This window comes from Neorhizobium puerariae, assembly GCF_042429745.1.
In the GTDB taxonomy this organism is placed as follows: Bacteria; Pseudomonadota; Alphaproteobacteria; order Rhizobiales; family Rhizobiaceae; genus Neorhizobium; species Neorhizobium puerariae.
Window position 1 is genome coordinate 395757 of record NZ_JBHMAA010000015.1, and the last position, 24302, is coordinate 420058.

The 24302-nt window shown below is 62.4% G+C and carries 17 protein-coding genes, 1 tRNA gene and 2 pseudogenes; 12 read left to right on the top strand and 8 right to left on the bottom strand.

Features of this window, described 5'->3' with window-relative positions; genetic code table 11:
- Positions 1-18: 18 nt before the first annotated feature.
- Both ACFFP0_RS15210 and ACFFP0_RS15215 read right to left on the bottom strand, forming a co-directional pair.
- Positions 19-1320 (bottom strand): NAD(P)/FAD-dependent oxidoreductase, encoded by a 1302-nt coding sequence (locus ACFFP0_RS15210; RefSeq protein WP_377262206.1) that lies wholly within the window; start codon positions 1318-1320, stop codon positions 19-21.
- Between the two features lie 11 nt (positions 1321-1331).
- Positions 1332-2771: a glutamine synthetase family protein gene (locus ACFFP0_RS15215; RefSeq protein WP_377262209.1), complete on the bottom strand. Its 1440-nt coding sequence runs from the start codon at positions 2769-2771 to the stop codon at positions 1332-1334.
- A 126-nt stretch (positions 2772-2897) separates the two neighbouring features.
- Between ACFFP0_RS15215 and ACFFP0_RS15220 the strand changes: the two genes are divergently transcribed.
- From ACFFP0_RS15220 to ACFFP0_RS15230, 3 genes and pseudogenes are all read left to right on the top strand, one after another.
- Positions 2898-4079, top strand: coding sequence for a BaiN/RdsA family NAD(P)/FAD-dependent oxidoreductase (locus tag ACFFP0_RS15220; protein WP_377262212.1), 1182 nt, complete (start codon positions 2898-2900; stop codon positions 4077-4079).
- Positions 4080-4222: 143 nt separating this feature from the next.
- Positions 4223-4360 carry a hypothetical protein gene (locus ACFFP0_RS15225; RefSeq protein WP_377262215.1) on the top strand — a complete coding sequence of 46 codons (138 nt, stop codon included), beginning with the start codon at positions 4223-4225 and terminating at the stop codon, positions 4358-4360.
- A 6-nt stretch (positions 4361-4366) separates the two neighbouring features.
- Positions 4367-4525, top strand: a pseudogene (locus tag ACFFP0_RS15230) (LysR family transcriptional regulator); the annotation flags it as partial.
- A 21-nt stretch (positions 4526-4546) separates the two neighbouring features.
- Here ACFFP0_RS15230 and ACFFP0_RS15235 read toward each other — a convergent pair.
- On the bottom strand, positions 4547-4789 hold the full coding sequence (locus tag ACFFP0_RS15235; protein WP_377262217.1) for an SMc00767 family acetate metabolism repressor: 243 nt from the start codon (positions 4787-4789) through the stop codon (positions 4547-4549).
- A gap of 100 nt (positions 4790-4889) precedes the next feature.
- Complete coding sequence (gene aceA, locus ACFFP0_RS15240) at positions 4890-6179, bottom strand: isocitrate lyase (protein WP_377262220.1); 1290 nt, start codon at positions 6177-6179, stop codon at positions 4890-4892.
- A 205-nt stretch (positions 6180-6384) separates the two neighbouring features.
- Here aceA and ACFFP0_RS15245 point away from each other — a divergent pair, with 205 nt between their 5' ends.
- The 5 genes from ACFFP0_RS15245 to ACFFP0_RS15265 all read left to right on the top strand — a co-directional run bounded on the left by ACFFP0_RS15245 (position 6385) and on the right by ACFFP0_RS15265 (position 11995).
- On the top strand, positions 6385-7803 hold the full coding sequence (locus ACFFP0_RS15245) for a helix-turn-helix domain-containing protein (protein ID WP_377262223.1): 1419 nt from the start codon (positions 6385-6387) through the stop codon (positions 7801-7803).
- A 121-nt stretch (positions 7804-7924) separates the two neighbouring features.
- Positions 7925-9022 carry a polyamine ABC transporter substrate-binding protein gene (locus tag ACFFP0_RS15250; RefSeq protein WP_377262225.1) on the top strand — a complete coding sequence of 366 codons (1098 nt, stop codon included), beginning with the start codon at positions 7925-7927 and terminating at the stop codon, positions 9020-9022.
- 67 nt (positions 9023-9089) lie between these two features.
- Positions 9090-10247: an ABC transporter ATP-binding protein gene (locus ACFFP0_RS15255; protein ID WP_377262228.1), complete on the top strand. Its 1158-nt coding sequence runs from the start codon at positions 9090-9092 to the stop codon at positions 10245-10247.
- A gap of 10 nt (positions 10248-10257) precedes the next feature.
- The gene (locus ACFFP0_RS15260; protein ID WP_377262230.1) at positions 10258-11181 is read left to right on the top strand and encodes an ABC transporter permease subunit; all 924 of its coding nucleotides are present in this window, start codon (positions 10258-10260) and stop codon (positions 11179-11181) included.
- Between the two features lies 1 nt (position 11182).
- On the top strand, positions 11183-11995 hold the full coding sequence (locus ACFFP0_RS15265; RefSeq protein ID WP_377262232.1) for an ABC transporter permease: 813 nt from the start codon (positions 11183-11185) through the stop codon (positions 11993-11995).
- Between the two features lie 14 nt (positions 11996-12009).
- On the opposite strand, the gene ACFFP0_RS15270 is transcribed toward ACFFP0_RS15265, so the two are convergent.
- A complete protein-coding gene (locus tag ACFFP0_RS15270) occupies positions 12010-13821 on the bottom strand; it encodes an AsmA family protein (protein ID WP_377262235.1) in 1812 nt (603 codons plus the stop codon).
- 224 nt (positions 13822-14045) lie between these two features.
- On the opposite strand from ACFFP0_RS15270, the gene ACFFP0_RS15275 reads away from it, so the two are divergent.
- Positions 14046-15998 carry an acetoacetate--CoA ligase gene (locus ACFFP0_RS15275; RefSeq protein ID WP_377262237.1) on the top strand — a complete coding sequence of 651 codons (1953 nt, stop codon included), beginning with the start codon at positions 14046-14048 and terminating at the stop codon, positions 15996-15998.
- Between the two features lie 260 nt (positions 15999-16258).
- Here ACFFP0_RS15275 and ACFFP0_RS15280 read toward each other — a convergent pair whose 3' ends face one another.
- Entirely contained in the window at positions 16259-17833 is a 1575-nt protein-coding gene (locus ACFFP0_RS15280; protein ID WP_377262348.1) for an ABC transporter permease, read from the bottom strand.
- Positions 17834-17971: 138 nt separating this feature from the next.
- Positions 17972-21859, bottom strand: coding sequence for an ATP-binding protein (locus ACFFP0_RS15285; protein WP_377262240.1), 3888 nt, complete (start codon positions 21857-21859; stop codon positions 17972-17974).
- 237 nt (positions 21860-22096) lie between these two features.
- On the opposite strand from ACFFP0_RS15285, the gene ACFFP0_RS15290 reads away from it, so the two are divergent.
- From ACFFP0_RS15290 to ACFFP0_RS15300, 3 genes are all read left to right on the top strand, one after another.
- Positions 22097-22543: a phasin gene (locus ACFFP0_RS15290; protein WP_377262242.1), complete on the top strand. Its 447-nt coding sequence runs from the start codon at positions 22097-22099 to the stop codon at positions 22541-22543.
- A gap of 127 nt (positions 22544-22670) precedes the next feature.
- Positions 22671-22747, top strand: a tRNA-His gene (locus ACFFP0_RS15295).
- 230 nt (positions 22748-22977) lie between these two features.
- Positions 22978-23223 carry a helix-turn-helix domain-containing protein gene (locus ACFFP0_RS15300; protein WP_377262245.1) on the top strand — a complete coding sequence of 82 codons (246 nt, stop codon included), beginning with the start codon at positions 22978-22980 and terminating at the stop codon, positions 23221-23223.
- A gap of 90 nt (positions 23224-23313) precedes the next feature.
- Here the strand turns inward: ACFFP0_RS15300 and ACFFP0_RS15305 are convergent.
- Positions 23314-24192: pseudogene (locus tag ACFFP0_RS15305) on the bottom strand (LysR family transcriptional regulator); the annotation flags it as partial.
- Positions 24193-24302: the final 110 nt, after the last annotated feature.

Genomic DNA, 24302 nt, shown 5'->3' on the forward strand with positions numbered 1-24302 from the left:
ACTATGGCAGGAGCCTTGTCAGAGCCTGTCCCGCAGCGCGAACCACGTCAAGGCAAGGAAAAGCAGCGGCGCCCGGAAGCGTTGACCGCCCGGAAAGGCCGGAACGTCGAGCGCCGTCAGGTGATCGAGTTCCGTCGCCTGGCCGGCGACCATATGAGCATAGAGTCTGCCACAATAGTTTGACAGCATCACCCCGTGGCCGGAATAGCCGCCGATGGAGGTCACGCCCGGCATGACTTCCCGCACGAAGGGTTGGCGGGGCAGGGTGATTCCCACATTGCCGCCCCAGGCATGGGTAATCGCGGCATCCTTCAGGGCCGGATAGGTCGTGACGATCTGCTGGCGGATGGCATTGGCGGTGTCTTTGGGATCGCGCGAGGAATAGACCTCCCGGCCGCCGAAGAGCAGCCGGTTGTCTTTGCTTTTGCGGAAGTAGCGCACGACGAAACGCGAATCGGCAACCGCTTCGCCGCCGGGGATGACGTGCGGAAAATCGTCGAGCGGTTCAGTGGCTGCGATGAACGAGCCGATCGGCATGATATGCGCCGCCGTTTTCGGTTCGAGATTGCCGATATAGGCATTGGTCGCGACAAGAACCCGATCCGCAGTCAGCGTTCCGGAAGGCGTCTCGACGATGATCCTGCCGCCCGGCCCATCCTTGCTCCGCCGGATGGCGGTCGCCTTCGTCATCTCATGGATTTGCGCGCCGGCCGCCTGTGCGACGCGAGCGAGGCCGACCAGCAGTTTCAGCGGGTGGATATGGCCGGTGCCCGTGTCGCGGACGCCGCAATAATAGCCCGTGGTGCCAAGCCTTCCGGCCGTCTCCTGCCGGTCCATGAAGGAGACATGCGGATAGCCGTAGCGCTCGGCGGCGATCTCCGCATTGGCGTGATACTCCTTCTCATGGCCCGGCTTGTGGGAAACGTTCATCTGCCCCGGCATGTATTCCATGTCGATGCCGTGGGTTTCGGCAAAGTCGAGAAGATGGCGCTTGGCATTCTCCGCCATGTCGAAAAGCGCCCTGGAACGCTCGTAGCCGAGTTCCTTCTCCATCTCCTCCGGCCACCAGCGCTGACCGGTGCCCATCTGGCCGCCATTGCGCCCGGAAGCGCCGTCGCCGAAACGGCTGGCCTCGATCAGGGTGACGGCAACGCCGGATTTCGCGAGGTTGCAGGCCGCCTGAAGGCCGGTATAGCCGCCTCCGATGATCGCGACATCGACGCTCCTCGATCCATCGAGGGCGGGATAGGCGGGCCGTTCGCCGACGGTTGCCTGATACCAGGAAATTCCCGGCGCGATCGGGCTCTGCCATGCATCCACGACCCGGGCCCTCACACGTTGAGAAGCAGGAATTCCCGCTCCCAGGGGCTGATCACCTGCATGAAGGTTTCGAATTCGCCACGTTTGACCCCGCCATAGAGGCCGATGAATTCGGGGCTGAACACGTCCGCCAGGGCGGGTTCCGATTCGAGCAGGGAGACGGCTTCGAGCAGGCCGCGCGGCAGGTCGATCGAACCCTCGTTGGCGGTGTCTTCCGTCGGCGGTTCCGGCTGGAGCTTGTTGATGATGCCGAGCAATCCGCAGCCGAGCGAGGCCGCGAGCGCGAGATAGGGGTTGGCATCCGAACTCGGCAACCGGTTCTCGACCCGGCGGGCCGCCGCGTCGGAAACGGGAACGCGAAAGGCCGTCGTGCGGTTGTCGTATCCCCAGGCGTTGTTCACCGGCGCGGACATGTCCGGTGTCAGGCGGCGATAGGAGTTCACATAGGGCGCCATCATCACCAGCGTCTTGGGCACATAGGTCTGCATGCCGCCGATGAAATGGAAGAAATTTTCCGAGGCCGAGCCGTCGGGATTGGAGAAGATGTTCTTTCCGGTCTCTATGTCGACGACGGACTGATGAATATGCATGGCCGATCCCGGCTGGCCCTGCATCGGCTTTGCCATGAAGGTTGCATAGATGCCGTGCTTCATCGCCGCTTCGCGGATGGTGCGCTTGAACATGAAGACCTGGTCGGCAAGTTCGACCGGATCGCCATGCCGCAGGTTGATCTCAAGCTGCGCCGGGCCTTCCTCATGGATCAGCGTATCGATCTCCAGCCCCTGTTTTTCGGAGAAATGGTAGATGTCGTCGATCAGTTCGTCGAATTCGTTGATGCCGGCGATCGAATAGCCCTGGCCACCGAGGATGGAGCGGCCCGAGCGGCCCTTCGGCGGATGCAGCGGATAATCCGGGTCGTCGTTCTTGGCGACGAGATAGAACTCGATTTCCGGCGCCACGACCGGCTTCCAGCCGCGGTCGCGATACAGTTTGACGATGTTTTTCAGGACGTTGCGGGGTGTATAGGCGACCGCCTTTCCGTCCGTATCGATGATGTCGCAGATCACCTGCGCCGTCGGATCGGTTTCCCAGGGAACGACGGAAAGCGTGGAAAGGTCGGGCGTCAGCTTGAGGTCGCTGTCGCGCGGCTCGTAGCGGAAGGTGCCGGTCTCATCCGGGTATTCCCCGGAAATCGTGTGCCGGTAGAGGGCGGATGGCAGCGCCAGCGACGTATTCGACGTGAACTTCGAAGACGGCATCATCTTCCCGCGCGGGACGCCTGCGAGATCGGGCGTGATGCATTCCACATCCTCTATCCCGCGCGCCCTGAGCCATGCGGTCGCCTCGCGCCAGCCTGCTACACCTCGAAGAGAAGTGAGCGTTGGCTGGGCCGTTGCGGCCTTCAGCACCTTGCCTGTTTCGGGAGCGGGATTGGGTTTCTTGCGCGGCATGACACACCGGAGTGAGGTTGATCGGTGTTCCCATCATAACCACGGATTGGCGATTGGCGAGGGGGCCGCATTGACTTTGGACGAAGGATCGCGAAGAGCGGAACGGAAGAGGTCAAGGAGCGGCGGGTGGCGCGGAAATTCGATGTGGTGATCCTGGGCGCCGGCGCAGCGGGAATGATGTGCGCCATTCGCGCCGGCGGGCGAGGGCGTTCCGTGCTCGTGCTCGATCACGCCAAGGCGCCCGGCGAGAAGATCCGCATTTCCGGGGGCGGCCGCTGCAATTTCACCAATATCCATGCAGGCCCGAAGAACTACCTGTCCGCCAATCCGCATTTCGCAAAGTCGGCGCTGGCCCGCTACGCCCCCCGGGATTTTCTCGACCTCGTGGAGCGTCACGGCATTGCCTGGCACGAAAAGACGCTCGGCCAGCTCTTCTGCGACGAAAGCGCAAGGGACATCATCCGCATGCTGCTCTCCGAGATGAAGGCTGCGAACGCCGTCCTTGAACTGCAGAAGCAGATCACGTCCGTCGAGAAGGCGCCGGATGGGTTTCGCATCGCCACGACCGATGGCCCGGTGGAAGCCGGCGCCCTGGTGGTTGCGACCGGCGGCAAATCCATCCCCAAAATGGGGGCCACCGGTTTCGCCTATGAGATCGCACAGCAGTTCGGTTTGGAGATCGTCGAGCCCCGGCCGGCATTGGTGCCGCTGACGCTTGATCCGAACCTCCTCGAAAAGCTCTCGCCGCTTTCCGGCATCGCCGTGCCCGCCGAGGTTCGCCACGGCAGGATGTCCTTCCGGGAAGCGCTGCTCTTCACGCACCGGGGTCTCAGCGGCCCTTCCATCCTGCAGGTTTCTTCCTACTGGCGGGAGGGCGACGACATCACGCTGGCGATCGAGCCGGATCTCGACATGGCCGCTCTGCTCAAGGCTGCACGCAGGACGAACGGCCGGCAGGCCGCGCAGACCGTGCTTTCCGAGAGGTTGCCCAAGCGGCTGGCCCAGTTCTTCGTGGAAAGCCGCGGGGTGACGGGGCATCTTGCCGATCTTTCCGACAAGGCGATCGATGCTCTCGCTGCCTCGATCCAGAACTGGACGATCCGCCCCGCCGGGTCGGAAGGTTATCGGACGGCGGAAGTCACGCTCGGCGGCATCGACACTGCCGGGCTGGATTCGAGGACGATGCAGGCAAAGGCCGTCCCCGGGCTCCATTTCATCGGCGAATGCGTCGACGTCACGGGCTGGCTCGGGGGCTACAATTTCCAGTGGGCCTGGTCGTCGGGCCATGTTTGCGGGGAGGCATTGTAATATCTCCCGATTCAGCACTTCTTAATGTGCCTCCGCCATCCTGCCTTAATGCCAGCCAAATCCTCTGGTTTAAAGCTGGGATGCGTTGCCTGCCGGCTCGCGGCAGGACGCCAGTCGCAACTTGTGTTTGGGGTTGAATACCTATGCAGAAGACCCGCCGTGCCCGCGCAATCGCCATCGCTTTGGTCCAGGACGACGCAAAGTTGAAGCGGCTCAAGCTGCTGGCAATTGCGGTCTGCGCCACGGCCGCGCTTCTTTCGATCCCGTCGCTTTTCCACTAGGTGAGGCTGGAACACGTCGGCGAAGAGATCGCCAGCCTTCGCCACAGCCAGTGGATCGTGATGAACAACGACGATCGCCACCGCCGGGAAATCCGCACGGTGGTCGATCGCATGGTGAGGTTCGTCAAGGACAATTCCGCACTTTTCGCCGGCCGGCGTCCTTGAAGAGACGGCTGCCGGGCGTGGTTACTGCTGCGCGCGATTGGTGACGATGACGGGGATCATCAGGTCACCCCAGTGGCCATCGCCGCCGTGATGCCGCGCCGAGCGGACGAGCTCGACCGAAACGCCGGCTTCGACCGCTTTCATGACGGCATGGTTGAGCCGGTGCAGGTCGTTGGCGAGCGTGCGGATCGCCGCCTGCTGTTCCGCGGTCATGCTGGTGGCTTGTTCTTCAGCGCGTTCCTTGACGCGCGTCTGGACGTTCATGGCATTTCTCCTCTTTTGTCGGGGTTCTTGAACAGGATTTCGGTCCTCTCCGAACCCCCGCTTCCGAAGGAAAGCGGGGGCGGGCCGGGAGGGAACGCTATTACTCCGCGGCCGGGCGGAACTGGTCGTGCTCGGTCGATTCCTTCATGGCGGTGGTGGACGAAAGCCCGCCGGTGATCGCCATGGAGACGGCGTCGAAATAGCCTGTGCCGACCTCGCGCTGGTGCTTGGTTGCCGTGTAACCATTGGTCTCGGCGGCAAATTCGGCTTCCTGCAGCTCGGAATAGGCGGCCATCTGCCGATCCTTGTAGCCACGGGCGAGCTCGAACATGCCGTAGTTCAGCTGATGGAAGCCGGCGAGCGTGATGAACTGGAACTTGTAGCCCATCGCACCCAGTTCCCGCTGGAACTTGGCGATCGTCGTATCGTCCAGGTTCTTCTTCCAGTTGAACGAGGGCGAGCAGTTGTAGGCGAGCATCTTGCCCGGATGCGCCTTGTGGACGCCTTCCGCGAACTTGCGCGCCTGTTCGAGGTCCGGCTTCGACGTCTCGCACCAGATGAGGTCGCAATGGGGTGCGTAGGCGACCGCACGCGCGATGCAGGGTTCGAGCCCGTTGCGGACCTGGTAGAAGCCTTCCACCGTGCGGCCTGCCTCGTAGTCGACGAAGGGTTTGTCGCGCTCGTCGATGTCGGACGTGAGCAGTTTTGCCGCCTCCGCATCGGTGCGGGCGATGACCAGCGTCGGGACGCCCATGACGTCGGCGGCAAGGCGGGCCGCGGTCAGGTTGCGGATATGCGCTGCCGTGGGGATCAGAACCTTTCCGCCCAGATGGCCGCACTTCTTCTCCGAGGCAAGCTGGTCCTCGTAGTGAACTCCCGCTGCGCCCGCTTCGATGAATGCCTTCATGATCTCGAAGGCGTTGAGCGGTCCGCCGAAGCCGGCTTCCGCATCCGCGACGATCGGCGCGAACCAGGATTCGACCGAAAGTCCCTTGCCTTCCGCGGTCTCGATCTGGTCGGCGCGCTGGAGCGTACGGTTGATGCGGCGGGCGAGCTCCGGTGCGGCATTGGCCGGATAGAGCGACTGGTCCGGATACATGGCGGAAGCGGTGTTGGCGTCGGCCGCAACCTGCCAGCCGGAAAGATAGATCGCCTTCAGGCCGGCGCGGACCTGCTGCATGGCCTGGTTGCCCGTCATGGCGCCGAGCGCGTTGACGAAGTCCTCCTTGTGGAGCAGCGACCACAGCCGGTTCGCGCCAAGCTCCGCCAGAGAGTAGCGGATGTCGGCCGAACCACGGAGCCGCTTCACGTCCTGCGCCGAATAGGGACGTTCGATCCCGTCATAACGGCCTTTCGGAGCGCCTGGAACCAGTGTGTAAAAATCTGTCATTTCTTTCTCCCGTGTAAAACTGCCGGCGGAGCCAACTCCATCCTTGTGTGACTGAATTTACAGAAGAGAATGCTGCACTGCCAGAAAAGAAACTAAATCAGCGCCGGAAAACGGGTTAGGATGTCTTGCCTTTCACAAGGACTTCTGTGAAAATGTCAAAATTGTAAAATTCGGCATCGGGCCGGGTTTGTAAAAACGGTGACAAATGGCCGAGCGGAAAATTTTTGCCGGCCCGCGCGTCAGGCGGGTGCGATTGGGTCTCGAACTGACCCAGACGGCCATGGCCGAGGCGCTTGGCATTTCGCCGTCCTATCTGAATCTGATCGAGCGGAACCAGAGGCCGCTGACGGTCCAGCTCCTCCTCAAGCTGGCTTCCGTCTACAAGGTCGATCTCGACACGCTGCAGGGCGAGGGCGGCGGTCTGGCAAGCCAGCTTCGCGAAGTGTTTGCCGATCCGCTGCTGGCAGGCGAGATTCCCGGGGACCAGGAGATCATCGAGGTCGCCGAGGCGGCGCCGAATGCTGCGCTCGGATTGATGAAGCTCTACCGTGCCTATCGCGAGCAGGCCGCACGGCTTTCGGATCTTGCCGATCTTCTGGCGCGCGAAGGACATGAGACCTCGATCGCCGAAACACGCCTGCCGATCGACGAGGTCAGGAAAAAACTGGAACGGCGTCCGAATTTCCATGCTCGCATCGAGGATGCGGCCGAGGCTTTCGCCACGAAGCTGGGCGCGGGCGACGAGCTGCCGGTGGCCCTGAAAGCGTGGCTGAAGAGCGAGCACGGCATTGTGGCGCGGACGCTTCCCGTCCATGCCATGCCGAACCTGCGTCGCCGCTACGATCGCCATTCGATGCGGCTCTTTCTCTCCGAACGGCTGTCGCCCTTCGATCGCACGCGGGAGCTGGCCATGGAAGTGGTGCTCCTCGCGTTGGGGCAGGAAATTGCCGCCGAGCTCGAAGACCTCGGTTTCTCGACCGGCGAGGCAAGGCGCATCGGCCGTTTCGAGCTTGCCCGTTATGCCGCCCATGCCCTGATGATGCCCTATGGCGCCTTCTTTTCCGCCGCCCAGCGCGCCCGCTACGATCTCGACGTGCTGCGCTCCCGCTTCGACGTCTCCTTCGAACAGGCGGCCAACCGGCTGACGATGCTTGCGCGTCCCGATGCCGGCGGAATTCCGTTTTTCCTGCTGGAGCTGGATCATGCGGGCAATGCGATCCGCAGGGCCGGTGCGCACGGGTTTCCGCAGGCCCGCTTCGGCGGGCTCTGTCCGAGGCTCGGCATCCACGCCGCCTTCGCCCAGCCGGGCCAGATCCTCGTCGAGCGGGTGGAAATGCCGGATGGCGCGGCATTTCTCGCCTTGTCGCGCACGCTGGAAGGGCCGCAGGCCGGGTTTGGCGAGCGGGTCCGCCGCACGGCGATCCTGCTCGGCTGCGATCTCTCGCATGCGAGCGAGACTGTTTATGGCGAGGCGCTGCCCGGTCCGGCCGGCACTGTGCTTGCCGGCACGGCCTGCCGGCTTTGCGAGCGGCAGGGATGCCTTTCACGCGCCGAGCCGCCGGTCACGCGCCCGCTTGGTCTCGACGAGATGGTGACGGGCTTGAGCGCCTTTGATTTCCAGTGACCTTTGCGGCGGCGCACATTCCCCCTTGTGGGGAGAAAAATTCCTTTCTACTCTCCCGAAAACGACGAGGGAATTTGTGCGTGGAATACCGCCCGCGCGAAAAACCGGAACTGGAGAGATCATGAAAAACCATTTGCTTGGCCTCGCTGCTGCCTTGGCTGCGTCGGCATTTTCCGTGACTGCCGTCATGGCGCAGGAACGTGTGGTCCATGTCTACAACTGGTCTGACTATATCGATGAAACGATCCTTGCGGATTTCACCAGGGAGACGGGCATCAAGGTCGTCTATGACGTCTTTGACAGCAACGAGATGGTCGAGACCAAGCTTCTCGCCGGCGGTTCGGGTTACGACGTCGTCGTTCCGACCGGTCCCTTCCTCGCCCGCCAGATTCAGGCCGGCGTTTTCCAGAAGCTCGACAAGTCCAAGCTGCCCAACCTCTCCAATCTGTGGCCGGCGGTTTCCGAGCGTCTCGCCAAATACGATCCCGGCAACCAGTACGCCGTCAACTACATGTGGGGCACCACCGGCATCGGCTACAATGCCGACAAGGTGAAGGCCGCCCTCGGCGACGTGCCGGTCGACAGCTGGGATGTGCTCTTCAAGCCCGAGAACGCCGAAAAGCTGAAGGCCTGCGGCATCAACATCCTGGACGCGTCGGACGAAACCTTCGCGATCGCGATGAACTATATCGGCAAGGACCCCGACAGCAAGGAAACGGCCGACCTGGAAGCGGGCGGCAATGTCTACATGAAGGTCCGCCCCTTCGTGAAGAGCTTCAACTCGTCTGCCTATATCGACGAACTTGCCAATGGCGATACCTGCATCACCATCGGCTGGTCGGGCGACGTTCTGCAGGCGAAAACCCGTGCCGAGGAAGCCAATAACGGCGTGAAGGTCGAGTTCGTGATTCCGAAGGAAGGCACGTACATGTGGTTCGACAACCTCGCGATCCCGGCGGATGCCAAACATGTCGAGGAAGCCCATGCCTTCATCAACTACCTGATGAAGCCGGAAGTCATCGCCAAGGCTTCCAACTACGTCCAGTATGCAAACGGCAACCTCGCCTCGCAGAAGTTCCTGGACAAGGAAGTGTTTGAAAATCCAGCGGTCTACCCGCCGGAGGATGTGGTCAAGAAGCTCTTCACCATATCCCCCTACGGCCCGAAAGAGCAGCGCGTGCTCAACCGGGTCTGGACTCAGGTCAAGACCGGCAGCTGACGAGAGCGGGGCAGGCGGAAACGCCTGCCCCGAACACTTTCAGGCTTTGGGGCAAATGGGGCAAGGCATGGCGAAATCTCTTGGACCGGTAAAGCGTAAATTCTCTCCCTGGACCGATCCTTCGGCCGTTCCCTTCATTCGTTTTGAAAACATCACAAAGCGGTTCGGCGATTTCACCGCCGTCGACAACCTGACGCTCGATATATACGAGCGGGAATTCTTCTCGCTGCTGGGCCCCTCCGGCTGCGGCAAGACCACCCTCATGCGCATGCTGGCAGGCTTCGAGGAGCCCACCGAAGGGCGCATCCTGCTGCAGGGCAAGGATATTTCCGGCGTGCCGCCCTATCGCCGGCCGACCAATATGATGTTCCAGAGCTATGCGCTCTTTCCGCACATGACGGTGGAGAAGAACATCGCCTTCGGCCTCGAGCAGGACAATCTGCCGAAGGGAGAGATCGCCAAGCGCGTCGAGGAGATGCTGAAGCTCGTCAAGCTGGAGTCGTTTGCCAAGCGGAAGCCGAACCAGCTCTCCGGCGGTCAGCGCCAGCGTGTCGCGCTTGCCCGCTCGCTCGCCAAGCGCCCCAAGGTCCTGCTGCTGGACGAGCCGCTCGGCGCGCTCGACAAGAAGCTGCGCGAGGAGACGCAGTTCGAGCTGATGGATATCCAGACCGAACTCGGCCTCACCTTCCTGATCGTGACGCATGACCAGGAAGAGGCGATGACGGTTTCGGACCGTATCGCGGTCATGGACAAGGGCATCATCATGCAGGTGGCGACGCCGGCGGAAATCTACGAGGCGCCGAACAGCCGCTACGTCGCGGACTTTATCGGCGACATCAACATTCTCGAAGGCACGGTGGCGACGACCGGAAGCGCGCTCGGTGCGCCGGGCGAAGTCCACATCGACTGCGACGGCATTTCGGTTGCGGTCGAACAGGAGTGCCAGGCCGCGAAGGGCGACAAGGTCGCCTTCGCGATCCGGCCGGAAAAGGTGCGTATTTCGCAGGATCGGCCCGCCGAGACCTCTGCCAACGTCGTTTATGGCGAAGTCTGGGATATCGGTTATCTCGGCGATTTCTCGGTCTTCCTCGTCAAGCTTGCGGACGACCGTATCGTGCGGGCGGCGCAGGCCAATGTCTCCCGCCTCGTCGACCGGCCGATCACCTTCGGCGACATGGTCTGGCTCACCTGGTCGCGTGATGCCGGCCTCGTGCTGACACGCTGAGGGGATGCGTATGGCGAGCGTTTCCGAACCTCAGACCCCTGCCGCAAACACGCCGAGCTCGGCCCGCTGGCTTGTGGTCGTGGTGCCGTATCTGTGGCTGCTGCTTTTCTTCGCGGCGCCATTCCTGATCATCTTCAAGATCTCGCTGTCGGACACGGCGATCGCCATGCCGCCCTATACGCCCCTCTTCCAGGGGCTCGGCGCGATCGGCGATTTCGTTTCGAAACTCGATTTCGAAAATTACCTCTTCCTCACCGAAGACCCTCTTTACGTGAAGGCCTATCTGTCTTCGCTCAGGATCGCGGTGATCTCCACGTTCCTGCTCCTGCTGATCGGATATCCCATGGCGCTCGCCATGGCGCGGGCGCCTTCGACGCTCAGGCCGACGCTCGTCATGCTGGTCATCCTGCCCTTCTGGACCTCGTTCCTGATCCGCGTCTATGCCTGGATCGGCATCCTCAAGCCGGATGGCCTCCTGACGCTGCTCTTCCAGGCGATCGGCTTTCTCGGTCCCGAGCAGCAGGTGCAGATTTTCAGAACCGATATCGCCGTCTTCATCGGCATCGTCTACTCCTACCTGCCTTTCATGGTCCTGCCGCTGTATTCGGCGCTGGAGAAGATGGACAATACGCTGCTGGAGGCTGCCAGCGATCTTGGTTGCCCGCCGTTGAAGGCCTTCTGGAAGATCACTTTTCCGTTGTCGCTGCCGGGTGTCGTTGCCGGCTCGATGATCTGCTTCATCCCGATCACCGGCGAATTCGTCATTCCCGATCTGCTTGGCGGCGCGGACACGCTGATGATCGGCAAGACGCTTTGGACGGAATTCTTCGGCAATCGCGACTGGCCGCTCGCCTCTGCGGTGGCGGTGGTTCTGCTGATCATGCTGGTCGTGCCGATCATGATTTTCCAGAACCAGCAGAAAAAGGTGGCTTGAGATGAAGTCGTCCCGCTTCGACGCCACCGTCCTGACGCTCGGTTTCGCTTTCCTCTACATTCCGATCATCATCCTGGTAGTCTATTCCTTCAATGCCTCCAAGCTCGTGACGGTGTGGGGCGGGTTCTCGCTCAACTGGTATCGCACCATGTGGTCCAACGAGGGACTGATGGACGCGGCCTGGGTGACGGCGCGCGTCGGCGTCCTCAGCGCCACGATCGGCACGGTACTCGGCACGCTCGCCGCCCTTTCGCTCGTCCGCTTCGAGAAGTTTCCAGGCAGAATGCTGTTTTCGGGGATGATCTATGCGCCGCTCGTCATGCCCGAGGTCATCACCGGCCTTTCGATGCTGCTGCTGTTCGTGGCGCTGAACGTCGACCGCGGCTTCTGGACGGTCACCATCGCGCATACGACCTTCACCATGTGCTATGTGGCCATCGTCGTTCAGTCGCGGCTGATGACCTTCGACCGCAGCCTGGAGGAGGCGGCGCTCGATCTCGGCTGCCCGCCGGTGAAAACCTTCTTCAAGATCACCCTGCCGCTGATCATGCCGGCGGTCATCGCCGGCTGGATGCTCGCCTTCACCCTCTCGCTGGATGACCTGGTGATCGCAAGCTTCAACACCGGTCCGGGCGCCACCACGCTGCCGATCAAGATCTATTCGCAGGTAAGGCTTGGCGTCACGCCGGAGATCAACGCCATCTGCACCATTCTCATCGGGCTCGTAACCATCGGCGTCATCGCGACGTCGATCAGCACCAAGCGGGCGGAACTGCGGCGCATCCGCGACGAACATGTCGCGCAGCGGGGGTGACGGCCGGTCGAGACTCAGGGCTTCGGGGGAGCCTGCGAAATCGGCCAGATGACCGGGTTCGGCCATGATCCGCCGATAAACACCATGAACGGTGTTGTGTTCTCGGCTGGCGTTGCGGGCTGGATGCTGGCCGAAAGCGCCAGGCTGTTGCTGGCAAACGGAATGACGCCCGAAAGCGTCAGTGTCTCGCCGCCGCCGATGATCCTGCCTTCCCGGATCTCGGCCGATCCGCCTTGCAGGTTGGCCGAGATGTCGATGCTGTCGAATTCGAGGTTGCCGCCGCCGGCTTCCGTCAAGGGGAAATACGGTTTCCTTGCCGCAAGTTGCCGGATACCGCCGATATTCACCCCCGGCAGGAAACCGCGTTCCGTGCGCAAACGGATATTGCCCTTCCCGTTCCGCCATGCCGCGGCCGTCAGCGGTCTGTCGATATCGAGCGCCAGATCCAGCGAACCGCGCGCGGCGGGCAGCGGTCCGCTCAGCCCGAGTTCTTTGACGATATTGCCGAGATCGGCATCCCGGACCGAGAGATGCAGCGCCACTCCATCCGTCGCCTCGCCTTTCGTCGTCGCGAGGCGGCCGGTCAGGCGGCCGGTCTCGAAATCGCTGTCGGCGATGTCGACCCGCGACTGGGAGGGCGTGTCCAGCACGCTGACGGCAGCCTCGGAAAGGCGAAGGGGACCGAGGGTCGCTTCCTCTGCCGAGAGGCGCAGGTCGAATTCGATGCCGGCCTGAAAATCGTCGGTGGCGCTTGTCTTCCCCGGAGCGGGCGGCGTGATCGCATCGAGAATTCCGGAAAGGTCCAGCCGATTGAAGGCGAGGGTGCCGGTCAGTCGTGGAAGCCTGCCCGCCGGCAACATGAGGTCGAGGATTCCGGTTGCCTTGTTGCCGTCGAGCTCAAGGGAAAGATTCTCGAAACGGACGGCGTCGTCATTCGTGGCGAGGTGCGCGTTGAGGGCAAGGCTCTTCATGCGCTGCGCGCCGGCGAAACTGACCCCGGCCCAGTTCATGATGGCCGCAAGATCGGGGATCGTCAGTTCGGCGTCCCCCGAAAGGAAGCCTTGGGTCGCAAGGTTGGCGATGCCGTTGAAACGCCCCCGGATGATGTCCGACTGGATGGCTCCGGATGCATTGCCATTCTTGCCGGAAAGCAGCAGCAGGGGTTGCGTCGAACTCAGGTCCAGGCTCAGGCGCCGGCCGTTGAATTCGGCCGCAGCCTTCATCTCCAGGCTTCGGGAAAGCCACGGCCAGTCGAGACTGCCGTTGATGGCGGTGAACCGCATCACGTTGCCGCTCGGAAGATCGGAGATTTCGAGGGTTCCGTCGGTGATGCGGACGTCGCCCACCGGGGCGTCGGCATCCCGCGACAGCGCCTGGCCGTCGCCATCCGCCTTCGCCTCCCGCACCGCGCGGCTGAGCAGCCCGTCGTTTGCCCAGTCGAGCCGTCCGTTCGCATCGCGCAACACATAGAATTCCGGGTTCGTAAGGCGAAAATCCTGGAACTCCGGCCGGCCGATCAGGGCTTCGAAAAGATCGAAGGAAGCGGAAAGCCGCGAGATCCGGCCGAGGACGCGTTCGCCGCCGGTAGCTGGCTTGCGGATCGTGATGTCCCTCAGCGTGATGCGCGGCTCCGGCCAGAAGCGGATATCCGGCACTCCCTCGATCGTTACGTCATGGCCGGTCCATTGAGCGACTGCGCGCTCCATGCTCTCGCGCACCACCGAGGAGGAGATGAGGAACGGCGCGACGATCTGGAAGATCGCGAAAAAGCCCAGGATGGCAAGGGCGATAACCAGCAGACGGCGCCGCCGCCGAAGCGGCTGCACCAGTCTTTTCTGCAAATTGCCGGATCTGTGGGCGACCATGATCCACGCGAATATAGGAAATGGCAGGCCCGCGCAAATCCATGCGCGCTTCCCGACGGTCCTCTTTATAATGCGCTGCAACATGCTATACAGGCCGGACGTCCAGGCTTCGTGCAAGGCGTGAACGGAAATGGGGGTGGGACCCTGTTCCGTTGGGAGGTCATTCAGGGGTGGAGGAAATGCCAATGGGCAACGAACAGCCGTTGTGGAGTCCCTCGAAGGAAAAGCAGCAGAAGACGCCGCTTTTTCATTTCATGGGCTGGTGTGCCGAGCGTCATGGAAAAAGCTTTCCTGACTACGACGCCTTCTATGCGTGGTCGATTGCGGAGCGCGGCGAGTTCTGGTCGGCGGTATGGGATTTCTGCGGCGTGAAGGGCGAGCGCGGGCCGCGCGTGCTCATTGATGGCGACGACATGCTCGCAGCCCGCTTCTTCCCGGATGCGGTGCTGAACTTTGCCGAGAACCTCCTGGCCGGCAGCGGTGCGGGAGATGCGCTGATCTTCCGCGGCGAGGACAAGGTGAGCTACCGCTGGTCGTGGGACGGGCTGCACGCCGAAGTCTCCAGGCTGCAACAGGCTTTCAGGGCGCTTGGCATCGGAAAGGGTGATCGTGTCGCCGCCATGATGCCGAACATGCCGGAAACGATCGCCTGCATGCTGGCGGCCGCCTCGATCGGGGCCATATGGTCTTCCTGTTCCCCCGATTTCGGCGAGCAGGGCGTGCTCGATCGCTTCGGACAGATCGGCCCGAAGCTCTTCATCGCCTGCGACGCCTATTGGTACAATGGCAAGCTTCAGGATGTCTCCGCCAAGGTGAAGGTGGTCTCGGAAGCCCTGAAAGCGCCGGTTCTCGTCATACCCTATGCTGGCGACGCGCCGAAGCTGGCCGCCTCGCTCGCCGACGGACGCACGCTTGCCGATTTCACGGCGCCTTTCGAGGCGGAAGCGGTGACGTACGAGCCACTGCCCTTTTCGCATCCGCTTTACATTCTGTTTTCCTCGGGCACGACCGGCGTGCCGAAATGTATCGTTCATTCGGCCGGCGGCACGCTGCTGCAGCATCTGAAGGAACATCGTTTCCATTGCAGCCTCGAACCCGGCGAGAAGCTTTTCTATTTCACCACTTGCGGCTGGATGATGTGGAACTGGCTTGTTTCCGGCCTTGCCGTCGGCGCCACGCTCTGCCTGTTCGACGGTTCTCCGTTCGCGCCGGATGGCAACGTGCTGTTCGACTACGCGCGGGATGAGAGATTTGCGGTCTTCGGCACGTCGGCGAAATATATCGATGCTGTACGCAAGGGCGGCATAGTGCCGAAGGAAAGCCATGACCTTTCCAGCCTGCGGCTGATCACCTCGACCGGCTCTCCGCTCTCGCCGGAAGGGTTTTCGTTCGTCTATGAAGGCATCAAGGACGACGTGCATCTCGCCTCGATCTCCGGCGGCACGGATATCGTTTCCTGCTTCGTGCTCGGCAATCCGCTGAAAGCCGTCTGGCGCGGCGAGATCCAGGGGCCGGGGCTTGGCCTCGCCGTCGATGTCTGGGACGATGCCGGCAGGCCCGTGCGTGGCGAAAAGGGCGAACTCGTCTGCACCAGGGCCTTCCCCTCGATGCCGGTCATGTTCTGGAACGATTCGGAAGGTGCGAAGTATCGCGCGGCCTATTTCGAGCGTTTCGACAATATCTGGTGCCACGGCGATTTCGCGGAATGGACCGAGCATGGCGGCATCGTCATCCACGGCCGTTCGGATGCGACGCTCAATCCCGGGGGCGTGCGCATCGGCACCGCCGAAATCTACAATCAGGTGGAACAGATGAAGGAGGTCGCGGAGGCGATCTGTATCGGCCAGGATTGGGATAATGACGTGCGCGTCATTCTCTTCGTGCGCCTTGCCCATGGTCTCGTGCTTGATGACGACCTTGCCAAGGCGATCAAGACGCGCATCCGCACAGGTGCCTCGCCCCGCCATGTCCCGGCCAAAGTGATCCAGGTCGCCGATATTCCCCGCACGAAATCCGGCAAGATTGTCGAGCTGGCGGTTCGGGACGTCGTGCATGGCCGGGCGGTCAAGAACAAGGAGGCGCTGGCCAATCCCGAGGCGCTCGATCTTTTCGCCGATCTTGCGGAGCTGAAGAACTGAGCGATTTCCGGTGTGGCGGGTGTCCCGAATCGATACATTTTCCGGCCGGAATTCCGGAAAATGGAGACTGTTAACCCGCTATTAAGCCGCATTGGTCAAAAGTGGAGCAACATGGATCAATCCGGTGTATGAAGGGCGTGTACGCGAGCTTTCATAGACATGATGTCTCCACCCGACCCTCGTTGGACAGCATTAAACTTCAGGCAGCTTCGGCTGCCTTTCTTTTAAAAGAGAAAACAATCTGAAGTGGTATTTGCGTTTTACCGCAATCTGTCCATCGAGCGGGAAACCAGAATGACGGGGATGAGGCCGGCCAGGATGATGATGATCGAGGCAACCGACGCATCCTCGATCTTCGCCCGGGACGCATCCTCGTAGACGAGCGTCGCCAGCGTGTTGAAGTTGAACGGGCGAAGCAGGATCGTCGCGGAAAGTTCCTTCATCGTTTCGATGAAGACGAAAAGCGCCGCCGTCAGCAGGGCGGGTCTCATATTGGGCAGCAGCACCGACCGGAGCGTTTGCCGGCGATTTCTGCCGAGCGCGCGCGCCGCCATGTCGAGATGGAGGGAAAGCTTCTGGAAGCCGGCGTCGAGATTGCCCTCCGCTATGGTCATGAACCGTACCGTGCAGGCATAGACGATCGCAAACCCGCTGCCGGAAAGCAGAAGTCCGGTCGATATCCCGAAATTCGTCCTCAGGAAGCCGTCGAGGGCATTGTCGAAACCGGCGAGCGGGATAAGGACGCCGATGGCCAGAACCGTGCCCGGCACGCCATAGCCCAGAGAAGCGATCCGCCCTGCGAAGGCCGTCCGGACCGAAGGCTCGCTGCGGGCCGCGTAGGAAAGGATGAAACCGAGGCAAACGGCCGAGGCGGCTGCAGCCGCGGAAACCGACATGCTGTTCCACAGCGCATCGAGGAGCCGCGGATCGGCGAAGTTCTCGATGCGCGCCGATGCGAAACGGCCCATGACCAGGACCGGAATGAAAAAACCGGTCGCGACGGGCAATGCGCAGAACATCGCCGCAAGCCAGCCTTTCGTCCGGGAAAGCCGGGGCCGCAATGCATTGCCGGCATGTGCCGTCGTCCTGCTGCCGGCAAAACGCTGCCTCCGGCGCGCGGCGCGCTCGATAAGGATGAGTGCTGCGACGACTGCCAGCATGACAGCGGCGATCTGCGCGGCGCCGGAAAGGCTGCCGCGGTTCAGCCAGGTGTCGTAGACGGAGAATGTCAGGGTGTTGACACCGAGGAATTCCACCGCGCCGATGTCGTTCAGGGTTTCCATCATCACCAGGGTGAGCCCGATGACGATTGCCGGCCGGGCCATCGGTATCTGTATCCTCAGCAGGACCCGCAGCGGCCCGGCGCCGAGCGTGCGGGCGACATCGGCTGCCGCGCGACCCTGCATCATGAACATCGAACGGCAGGCGAGGTAGACATAGGGGTAAAGCACGGACGAAAGCACGAGCACCGCCCCGCCAAGCGAGCGGATATCCGGAAACCAGTAGTCGCGCGTCGTCCGATAGCCGAAGGCCTCGCGATACCAGGTCTGGATCGGTCCGGTGAAGTCCAGGAACTCCCCGAAGGCATAGGCCGCCAGATAGGAAGGAATGGCGAGCGGCAGCACCAGCGCGGCCGAGAGCAGCCGGCGCCCCGGAAACTCGAAGCTCGCCACCAGCCAGGCGGTGAAGATGCCGAAAACGGCGGCGGCGGCGCCGGTGAAGAGGAGCAGCCAGATGGTCCTGCCGGCGGCTCGCGGCAGGACATTGGCGATCACATGCCTCCAGGTGTCGTCACCGCCGGAAAAGGCGAGCCAGAATATCGCCAGGATCGGCATCGCGACGATAACCGTTATGCCCGCCGCCACCCAGGAGAGCGGCTGGCGCGGCTGACGCGCTCTCGGCACGGGCTGGGAAGATGTGGAAACCTGCAAATTTCACTCCTCTTTCTTGGAGGAGTGCTACCTACGGTGCGGTCAGTTCGCAAGCACCCGCGGCGAAGGGAAGGTGATTTCCACCAAAGTACCCTCGTTGGGTGCGGACGTGATCGAGAAGGCGGCGCGGTTCGCATCCACCATCGCTTTGGTCAGCGGCAGGCCGAGCCCCGTGCCGTCGCCGCGTTTGCGGGCGTTGCCCGCCACCTGCCGGAACGGCTGCATGGCGAGTTCGAGTTCCGAGCGGGTCATGCCGATGCCCGTATCCCGAACGCGCAAAACCACGTTGCCATTCGTCTCATAGGCTGTCGAAACGACGATCTGCCCGCCCGATGGCGTGAAGCGGATCGCGTTCGACAGGATATTCAGCACGATCTGCTTGATCGAGCGAAGATCGGCGACGACCTGCGGCACGGAATGTGAAAGCGCGGTGCGGATGATCACCCGCTGGCTGTTCGCCTGCGGCTGCACCAGCGAGACGGCTTCCGAGACGGTCTCGTTGAGGCTGACGGCGGCGAAGTCGAGTTCCATTTCGCCCGCCTCGATCTTGGATATGTCGAGCAGGTCGTTGACGATATCGAGCACATGCCGGCCGGAACGGCCGATATCGTTGGCATATTCGACATAGCGCGGATGGCCGATCGGCCCGAAGCGCTCGGTGGCCATCATGTCGGCAAAGCCGATGATCGCGTTGAGGGGCGTGCGGATCTCGTGGCTCACATGGGCGAGGAACTCACTCTTGTGAGCATTCGCGGTCTCGGCGGCGCGTTTGGCGGTGCGCAGTTCCTCTTCCGTCCGCTTCCACTGGGTGATGTCGCGGATAACGGCGCAATAACCGTTGGAGGACGTGAGCTTGCCGATCGTCATGAAAAGCGGGAGGAACCCGCCTGACGCTTCGCGACCGATCACTTCGCGGCCGTCGTTCAGCACGCTCGCGACACCATGGCCCGAAAGCCCGTTGAGATAATCGAGAATGGCGCGTTGGCTTTCATGCGCGAAGAGCGTCACGAAAGGCTTGCCGTTGATTTCCTCGTTGTCGTAGTTGAAGAGCGCGCTCGCGGCACGGTTCAGGGAGCGGATATCGCCTTCCGAGCCGATGATCACGACGCCGTCGGTGGCCGTTTCCAGGATGGCGCGCAGTTCCTCCACTTCGACCTGCAGCCGGGCAAGCTGATCGGCGGGGCGAAGAGGACGCAGCGGAATGACCTCCGACGTCTGCCCGCTTTCGGCAGCGGCCGGGTTTTCCGTCGCGACCGGCATCAGCGCCAGCATCAAGGCGGTCGAATCGTCCCAGCGGACGGATTGCAGGCGAGCCGTTACCGGCACCACGGCGTCGTCGGCGCGCACGACGACCATGCCGCCGGCTTCCGTTGTCTTGCCCTCCAGGTCCTGACGCTGCAGCAGGGCGTCGAGCCCGCCGACTTTCGTCAGGTCATCGATGGAAGCATAACCGGTAAGCCGCAGGAATTCTGGATTGCCGTGGATCAGCAGGTCGCCGTTATGGACGAGAAGCGCGACCGGCATCTGGTCGACGATCTCCGCCGAAAGGCCGATGCGTTCCCGAACTGGCATCATCTGGTGCAGGAGTTCGCGGTCGGACGGTTCCGGCTGCGATGCGGCGGGCTCTTCGGCAGGTTCATCGCTCGCGGCCGGCGCGGGCGGCATGTCGTCAAAGGCTTCGTTTGCCGCTTCCGCGAAAGCTTCGGCCTCGGTTTCGGAGATTTCCTCTTCCTCTGCTTCGAGGGCGGGCTGCGCCTCGAATGCGTTCTCAGCCTGCGGGGCGAGATCCGCCGGGGACGCGGCCACGTCTTCGGAAGCGGTCAGGTCTTCGGACGCGATCAGGTCGTGTTCTTCCGCCTGCACGGTTTCTCCGGCATCGGCTGTGGCCGGAGCAGTCTGGTCGGCGTCGGATTTCTTGGGCCCGTCCGCCTCTTCGTCGCGGCGGCCTACGAAATTGTCGAGCTGGCGGGCGATCTCGCGAAACGCCGCCTGTTCCACGGGCGTCAGGCCATCGCGGCGATTGGAGCGGCGCTCCTCGAGCTGGATGACCTTGTCGGAATGGCGACGGCCCGGATTGCTGACGATCTGGAGCGCCGGGCGTTCGCCCTCCGGCCAGTCGAGCAGGGAAGGGGCCTTGCCATCCGGCGCTGGAGCTTCCGACCCCTCCGGGGAAGGCTCTGCGAAAGACCGCTCTTCCGCGATGGCCTCGCTGATGAGGGCATCCTCGTCAGCGGCCGATGCTTCGGTGGTCTCGATGGGCTGCACCTCTTCAGTGTCCGCCTTTTCGGTGTCCGTCTCTTCCGATACGGCTTCTTCGGGAAGCGAGAGCGCTGCCTCCTCCGCCTGCGGGCCAGGCGAAGCCTGCAGGTCTCCACCCGATTCAGGAGCGGAAACCGCCTCCGGCCCGGCGATATCTTCCGGCCCGGCAGGGGTCAGCGTGAGGCCGACCGCGTTGGGGTCCTCGATCGCGTCGCCGATGCGCACGATGCCGAAGCCGCGGAAGCCGTCGAATTCGCGGGTGCGCGTATAGGTCGGCAAGGCTGCAAGATCGACCGGCACGACGAGGCGCGTGCCCTCGACCGGCCACCAGATGGTCTTGCCGGACCACGTATCGCGTTTTTTGAGCAGTTCGGCGATCTTGCCTTCCGGATCGAGATGGAAGAGCGACGCGAGATCGGTAAAGGCCATGCCGTTGATATCGGCCGCATGTGGGCCTACCGCATCGGCGAATTCGCTGGATACCTCGCTGAAACGGCCTTCCGCATCGATCTTCCAGACAAACCGCGTCGCGCGGCCGTCGCGGCGGAAGACAAAGGCCGAAGATTCCGGTCCCGGGGCTTCCCCGGCCGGGATTTCGGATGCGGCCGTGGCCGCCGTGGCGGTGCCCTCGTCCTCGCCTGCGGCCACCGGCTCCTCACCGAGGGAGGCCTCCTCCTGTTCCGCGTTCATGACGGTTTCTTCGGAGGGCTCTGGGGTTTCTGCGATGTCTTCGACAGCCGGCAGGGCCTGCGCCTCGGAAACAGCCTCGGCTGCCGTCTCCGTCACGGGTTCCTCCGGTCGGGCCAAAGGCTGGAAGGTTTCCGGCATTTCGCCGGTTTCGAGCGTGATTTCCTCTTCCGGCTCGTCCGTCTCCTCGATTTCGGAGACCGCGGCGATGGCGTCCGCATAGGCATCGATCGGCACGGCTTCCACCGTGAAGTCCTCGTCGCCATCCTGGCCTGCGGCGGGGCCGGCCGGCTCCTCCGCCAGGGGAGTCTCAACCTGGCCATGCGCCGTTTCGACGGTGAACAAGAGATGCAGCGCCGGTTCGCTGGAAAGCTTGCCGATGGCGGCCGGCAGATAACCCTTGGCAGTCGGGATCGGCCGCTTGACAAGCCGGCTCGGGTCGCTGCCGGCCATCGTCGCCAGCATCTTTGCCGTCTGGGCAGTGACGCCGAGACCCGGGAACTCGGCGGAAGCCGCAAGGACGTCGCCGTTTTCGTCGATCACAGCCATGTGCGTGTCGGGGTCATCGAACCCTTCGATCATCCGGGCGGCACAGGCAGCCGGCGAGAGCCGTCCCTTTTCGACCGGTGCGCTGAACAGCACCGCGTTCTCGCCCTGGACCTGGATGAGCTCGCAGGCCGCCTGCACCGGAACGCGCTGAAAACCGGACGCGATGCGGATGGTGAAATGGCGTATGTCGCCGACTGCGGCGAGCTGGCGTGCAGTTGCTTCCGTTTGCCGGAAGACGATGTCGACGCGGTTCGGCCCCTGGTCCAGGAAATCGTAGATGGACGCAAAGCCGAAAAGGTCCGCACCGCGGCCATTCGCCCAGAGCGGGCTCTTCATATCCGGTGAAAACAGCACGATCGCCTCGCCCGCGGCAAAACGGGCGCGGACACGCTCGTGTACGGCAATATCGATAAACGGATATTGGACTGCGGACATAGGCGAAACCTACAGGGCTTTTGTGACCGTATTTCTGCGGGGTTTAACGGATTGTTAATAACCCTCCCCCGGCTTCGGGTCGAGAGCGGCGGTGGCCAAACCTTCAACAGGGTTAATTCCGGCGATTTATTTATTGTGCAGCGCACAATGATATTGCAATGCACAATGGGATCGGCTATATAAAAGGCATGAGATCTTCGGTTCTGCCGAAGAAAACGCCAATGAGGACCTGAAGCGATGGCATACAAGACAGATGATATCTTTTCCTTCTCTGCTTTCGACCCGGCCAAGCTGACCGAAAGCTTCCGTGATTTCGCCGAAAAGGGCGCTACCCAGTCTCGCGAGGCCTATGCCAAGATGAAGACCGCCGCCGAGGAAGCCACCAAGACGGTGGAAACCACGCTGCAGTCCGCCCAGGCCGGCTCCGTCGAACTCGGCCTCAAGGCAATCGATGCGATCCGCACGAATGCCGACCTCTCGCTCTCCCACATGGAAGCGCTGCTCGGTGTGAAGTCGGTTTCCGAACTGCTCGAACTGCAGACCGCGTTCATCCGCAAACAGGCCGAAGTCACCGTCGAGCAGGCCAAGTCCCTTCAGGACACCGCCCGCAAGATCGCCGAAGACGTCGCCAAGCCGGGCAAGGATGCCGCCGAGAAGGTGATGGCCACGTTCAAGGCCGCTTGATCCCCGGGCTCGATTTTCGAGAGGAGGGCCGGGGCATGCTCCGGCCTCTTCTATTTGCGGGAAGGGGCTTGCAAAAAGAGTCCGATCGCCGTATGTGACCCGAAATACCGCTCCGGCGGTTTTTCATGCGGTTGTAGCTCAGTTGGTTAGAGCGCAGGTTTGTGGCACCTGAGGTCAGTGGTTCGACCCCACTCAACCGTACCATTTCCATTCAAATACCTTGAAATAGACGCTTTTTCCCGCGTCGCCATCTTTCTACCCGAAATCGAACACATTTTTGTGCACTGCAGTATGTGATCTTGTCACGATCGTCAGTATGCCTATCTTTGGGGCAGCAGGTGCCTAAATTTTTGGACACCTGCGTCTTGGGCAGTCGCCCCCCCTTCACCTGACCGGTTCGTCCGGCAGGCCTTTCCAGAAGGAGAGTCATGAGCATGACAATTTCTATCAATAATTTCGCATCCGCGAATGGAACTCAGTTTTCTCCGCAGCACATCGCTTCCGCCGTTGCCGAAGCGCGCCGTGCCGTGGGTTATAGTATCGAGGAACTTGCCGTCACGACCGGCCTCGTCAGCGACGAGATCGTTCGCATCGAAAATGGCACGGATGCTGATCCTGCCAAGCTGAAGCGCATCGCGGCAGCCCTGCAGGTTCCGGTTTCCACATTTCTTCCCGCCTGATTTTCAGGTTTCCGGCCGCTTTGGGCGGCCGGCCTTTCCTCCCTCTGGCCTTTCGCGCTCGTCCCGAGCCCTCCGGTCCGTCTCGTTCCAAACGAAGATATCCCCTTCCTCGTCGACCAGTTCCCTGAGAAATTCCACGACCGTGCGAAGCCGCATCAGGTCGCGGGTCGTCTCGTGATAGGTGGTCCAGTAGGAGCGCCGGATAACGATCTGCGGCAGCACGCGGACAAGCTCCGAATGTTGCCGGGCCACGTAGTCGTGCAGGATGCCGATGCCGGCGCCGGAGCGCACTGCCTCCGTCTGGCCGATGGCGCTGGAGATCTCGAAGCTTGCGTCCCAGTCCCGCATCACCTCGCCGGTGAAATTGAGGGAAGGCGAGAAGATCAGGTCCTCCACGTAGCCGACGCGCGGATGGTTTTTCAGCTCTTCGACGGTTCGCGGCGTGCCCGCCTGGGCCAGATAGGCTTTCGAGGCATAGAGGCCCAGCGTGTAGTCGGTCAGCTTCGAGGAGACGAGCCGCCCCTGTTCCGGCCGTTCTATGGTGATGGCGATATCGGCCTCGCGTTGCGAGAGGGAAAACGATCGCGGCACCGGCACCAGCTGCAGCTTGAGTTCCGGATGCAGCCGCGTCAGCCGCCCCAGCCGCGAGGCGAGAAAGGAGACGCCGAACCCGTCCGGAGCGCCGATCCTCACCGTGCCTGCGATCGCCGCGTCGATCCGGCCCGTGCTGGCCTGCGCCGCCAGCATCTCCGTTTCCATGCGTTCGGCGGCACGGAAGAATGTCTCCCCTTCGGCCGTCAGCTCGCAGCCGTTGGTCCGGCGGATGAGGAGCCGGGTGCGGAGATCCTCCTCCAGCGCCGTCACCCGGCGCCCGAGCGTCGCATGGTTGATGCCGAGCCGCCGGGAGGCCGAAAGGATTTGTCCCGTGCGGGCCACGGCGAGGAACAGGCGCACGTCATCCCAGTTCATCTGCGGCTCCAATGTCGAAATTTGCACAACGGATGCGTAAACTACGGCGTTGCCTTGTGCAATTCTGAGAGTATCCTCGGCCTATCCAGAAAAATCCGGCAAGCAAGGCA

Coding starts and splice junctions, on each gene's coding strand:
- ACFFP0_RS15215 (WP_377262209.1), bottom strand. CDS start 2,771: ATGCCGCGCAAGAAACCCAATCCCGCTCCCGAAACAGGCAAGGTGCTG.
- ACFFP0_RS15225 (WP_377262215.1), top strand. CDS start 4,223: ATGCAGAAGACCCGCCGTGCCCGCGCAATCGCCATCGCTTTGGTCCAG.
- ACFFP0_RS15235 (WP_377262217.1), bottom strand. CDS start 4,789: ATGAACGTCCAGACGCGCGTCAAGGAACGCGCTGAAGAACAAGCCACC.
- aceA (WP_377262220.1), bottom strand. CDS start 6,179: ATGACAGATTTTTACACACTGGTTCCAGGCGCTCCGAAAGGCCGTTAT.
- ACFFP0_RS15245 (WP_377262223.1), top strand. CDS start 6,385: ATGGCCGAGCGGAAAATTTTTGCCGGCCCGCGCGTCAGGCGGGTGCGA.
- ACFFP0_RS15250 (WP_377262225.1), top strand. CDS start 7,925: ATGAAAAACCATTTGCTTGGCCTCGCTGCTGCCTTGGCTGCGTCGGCA.
- ACFFP0_RS15255 (WP_377262228.1), top strand. CDS start 9,090: ATGGCGAAATCTCTTGGACCGGTAAAGCGTAAATTCTCTCCCTGGACC.
- ACFFP0_RS15260 (WP_377262230.1), top strand. CDS start 10,258: ATGGCGAGCGTTTCCGAACCTCAGACCCCTGCCGCAAACACGCCGAGC.
- ACFFP0_RS15265 (WP_377262232.1), top strand. CDS start 11,183: ATGAAGTCGTCCCGCTTCGACGCCACCGTCCTGACGCTCGGTTTCGCT.
- ACFFP0_RS15275 (WP_377262237.1), top strand. CDS start 14,046: ATGGGCAACGAACAGCCGTTGTGGAGTCCCTCGAAGGAAAAGCAGCAG.
- ACFFP0_RS15280 (WP_377262348.1), bottom strand. CDS start 17,833: ATGCCGATCCTGGCGATATTCTGGCTCGCCTTTTCCGGCGGTGACGAC.
- ACFFP0_RS15285 (WP_377262240.1), bottom strand. CDS start 21,859: ATGTCCGCAGTCCAATATCCGTTTATCGATATTGCCGTACACGAGCGT.
- ACFFP0_RS15290 (WP_377262242.1), top strand. CDS start 22,097: ATGGCATACAAGACAGATGATATCTTTTCCTTCTCTGCTTTCGACCCG.
- ACFFP0_RS15300 (WP_377262245.1), top strand. CDS start 22,978: ATGACAATTTCTATCAATAATTTCGCATCCGCGAATGGAACTCAGTTT.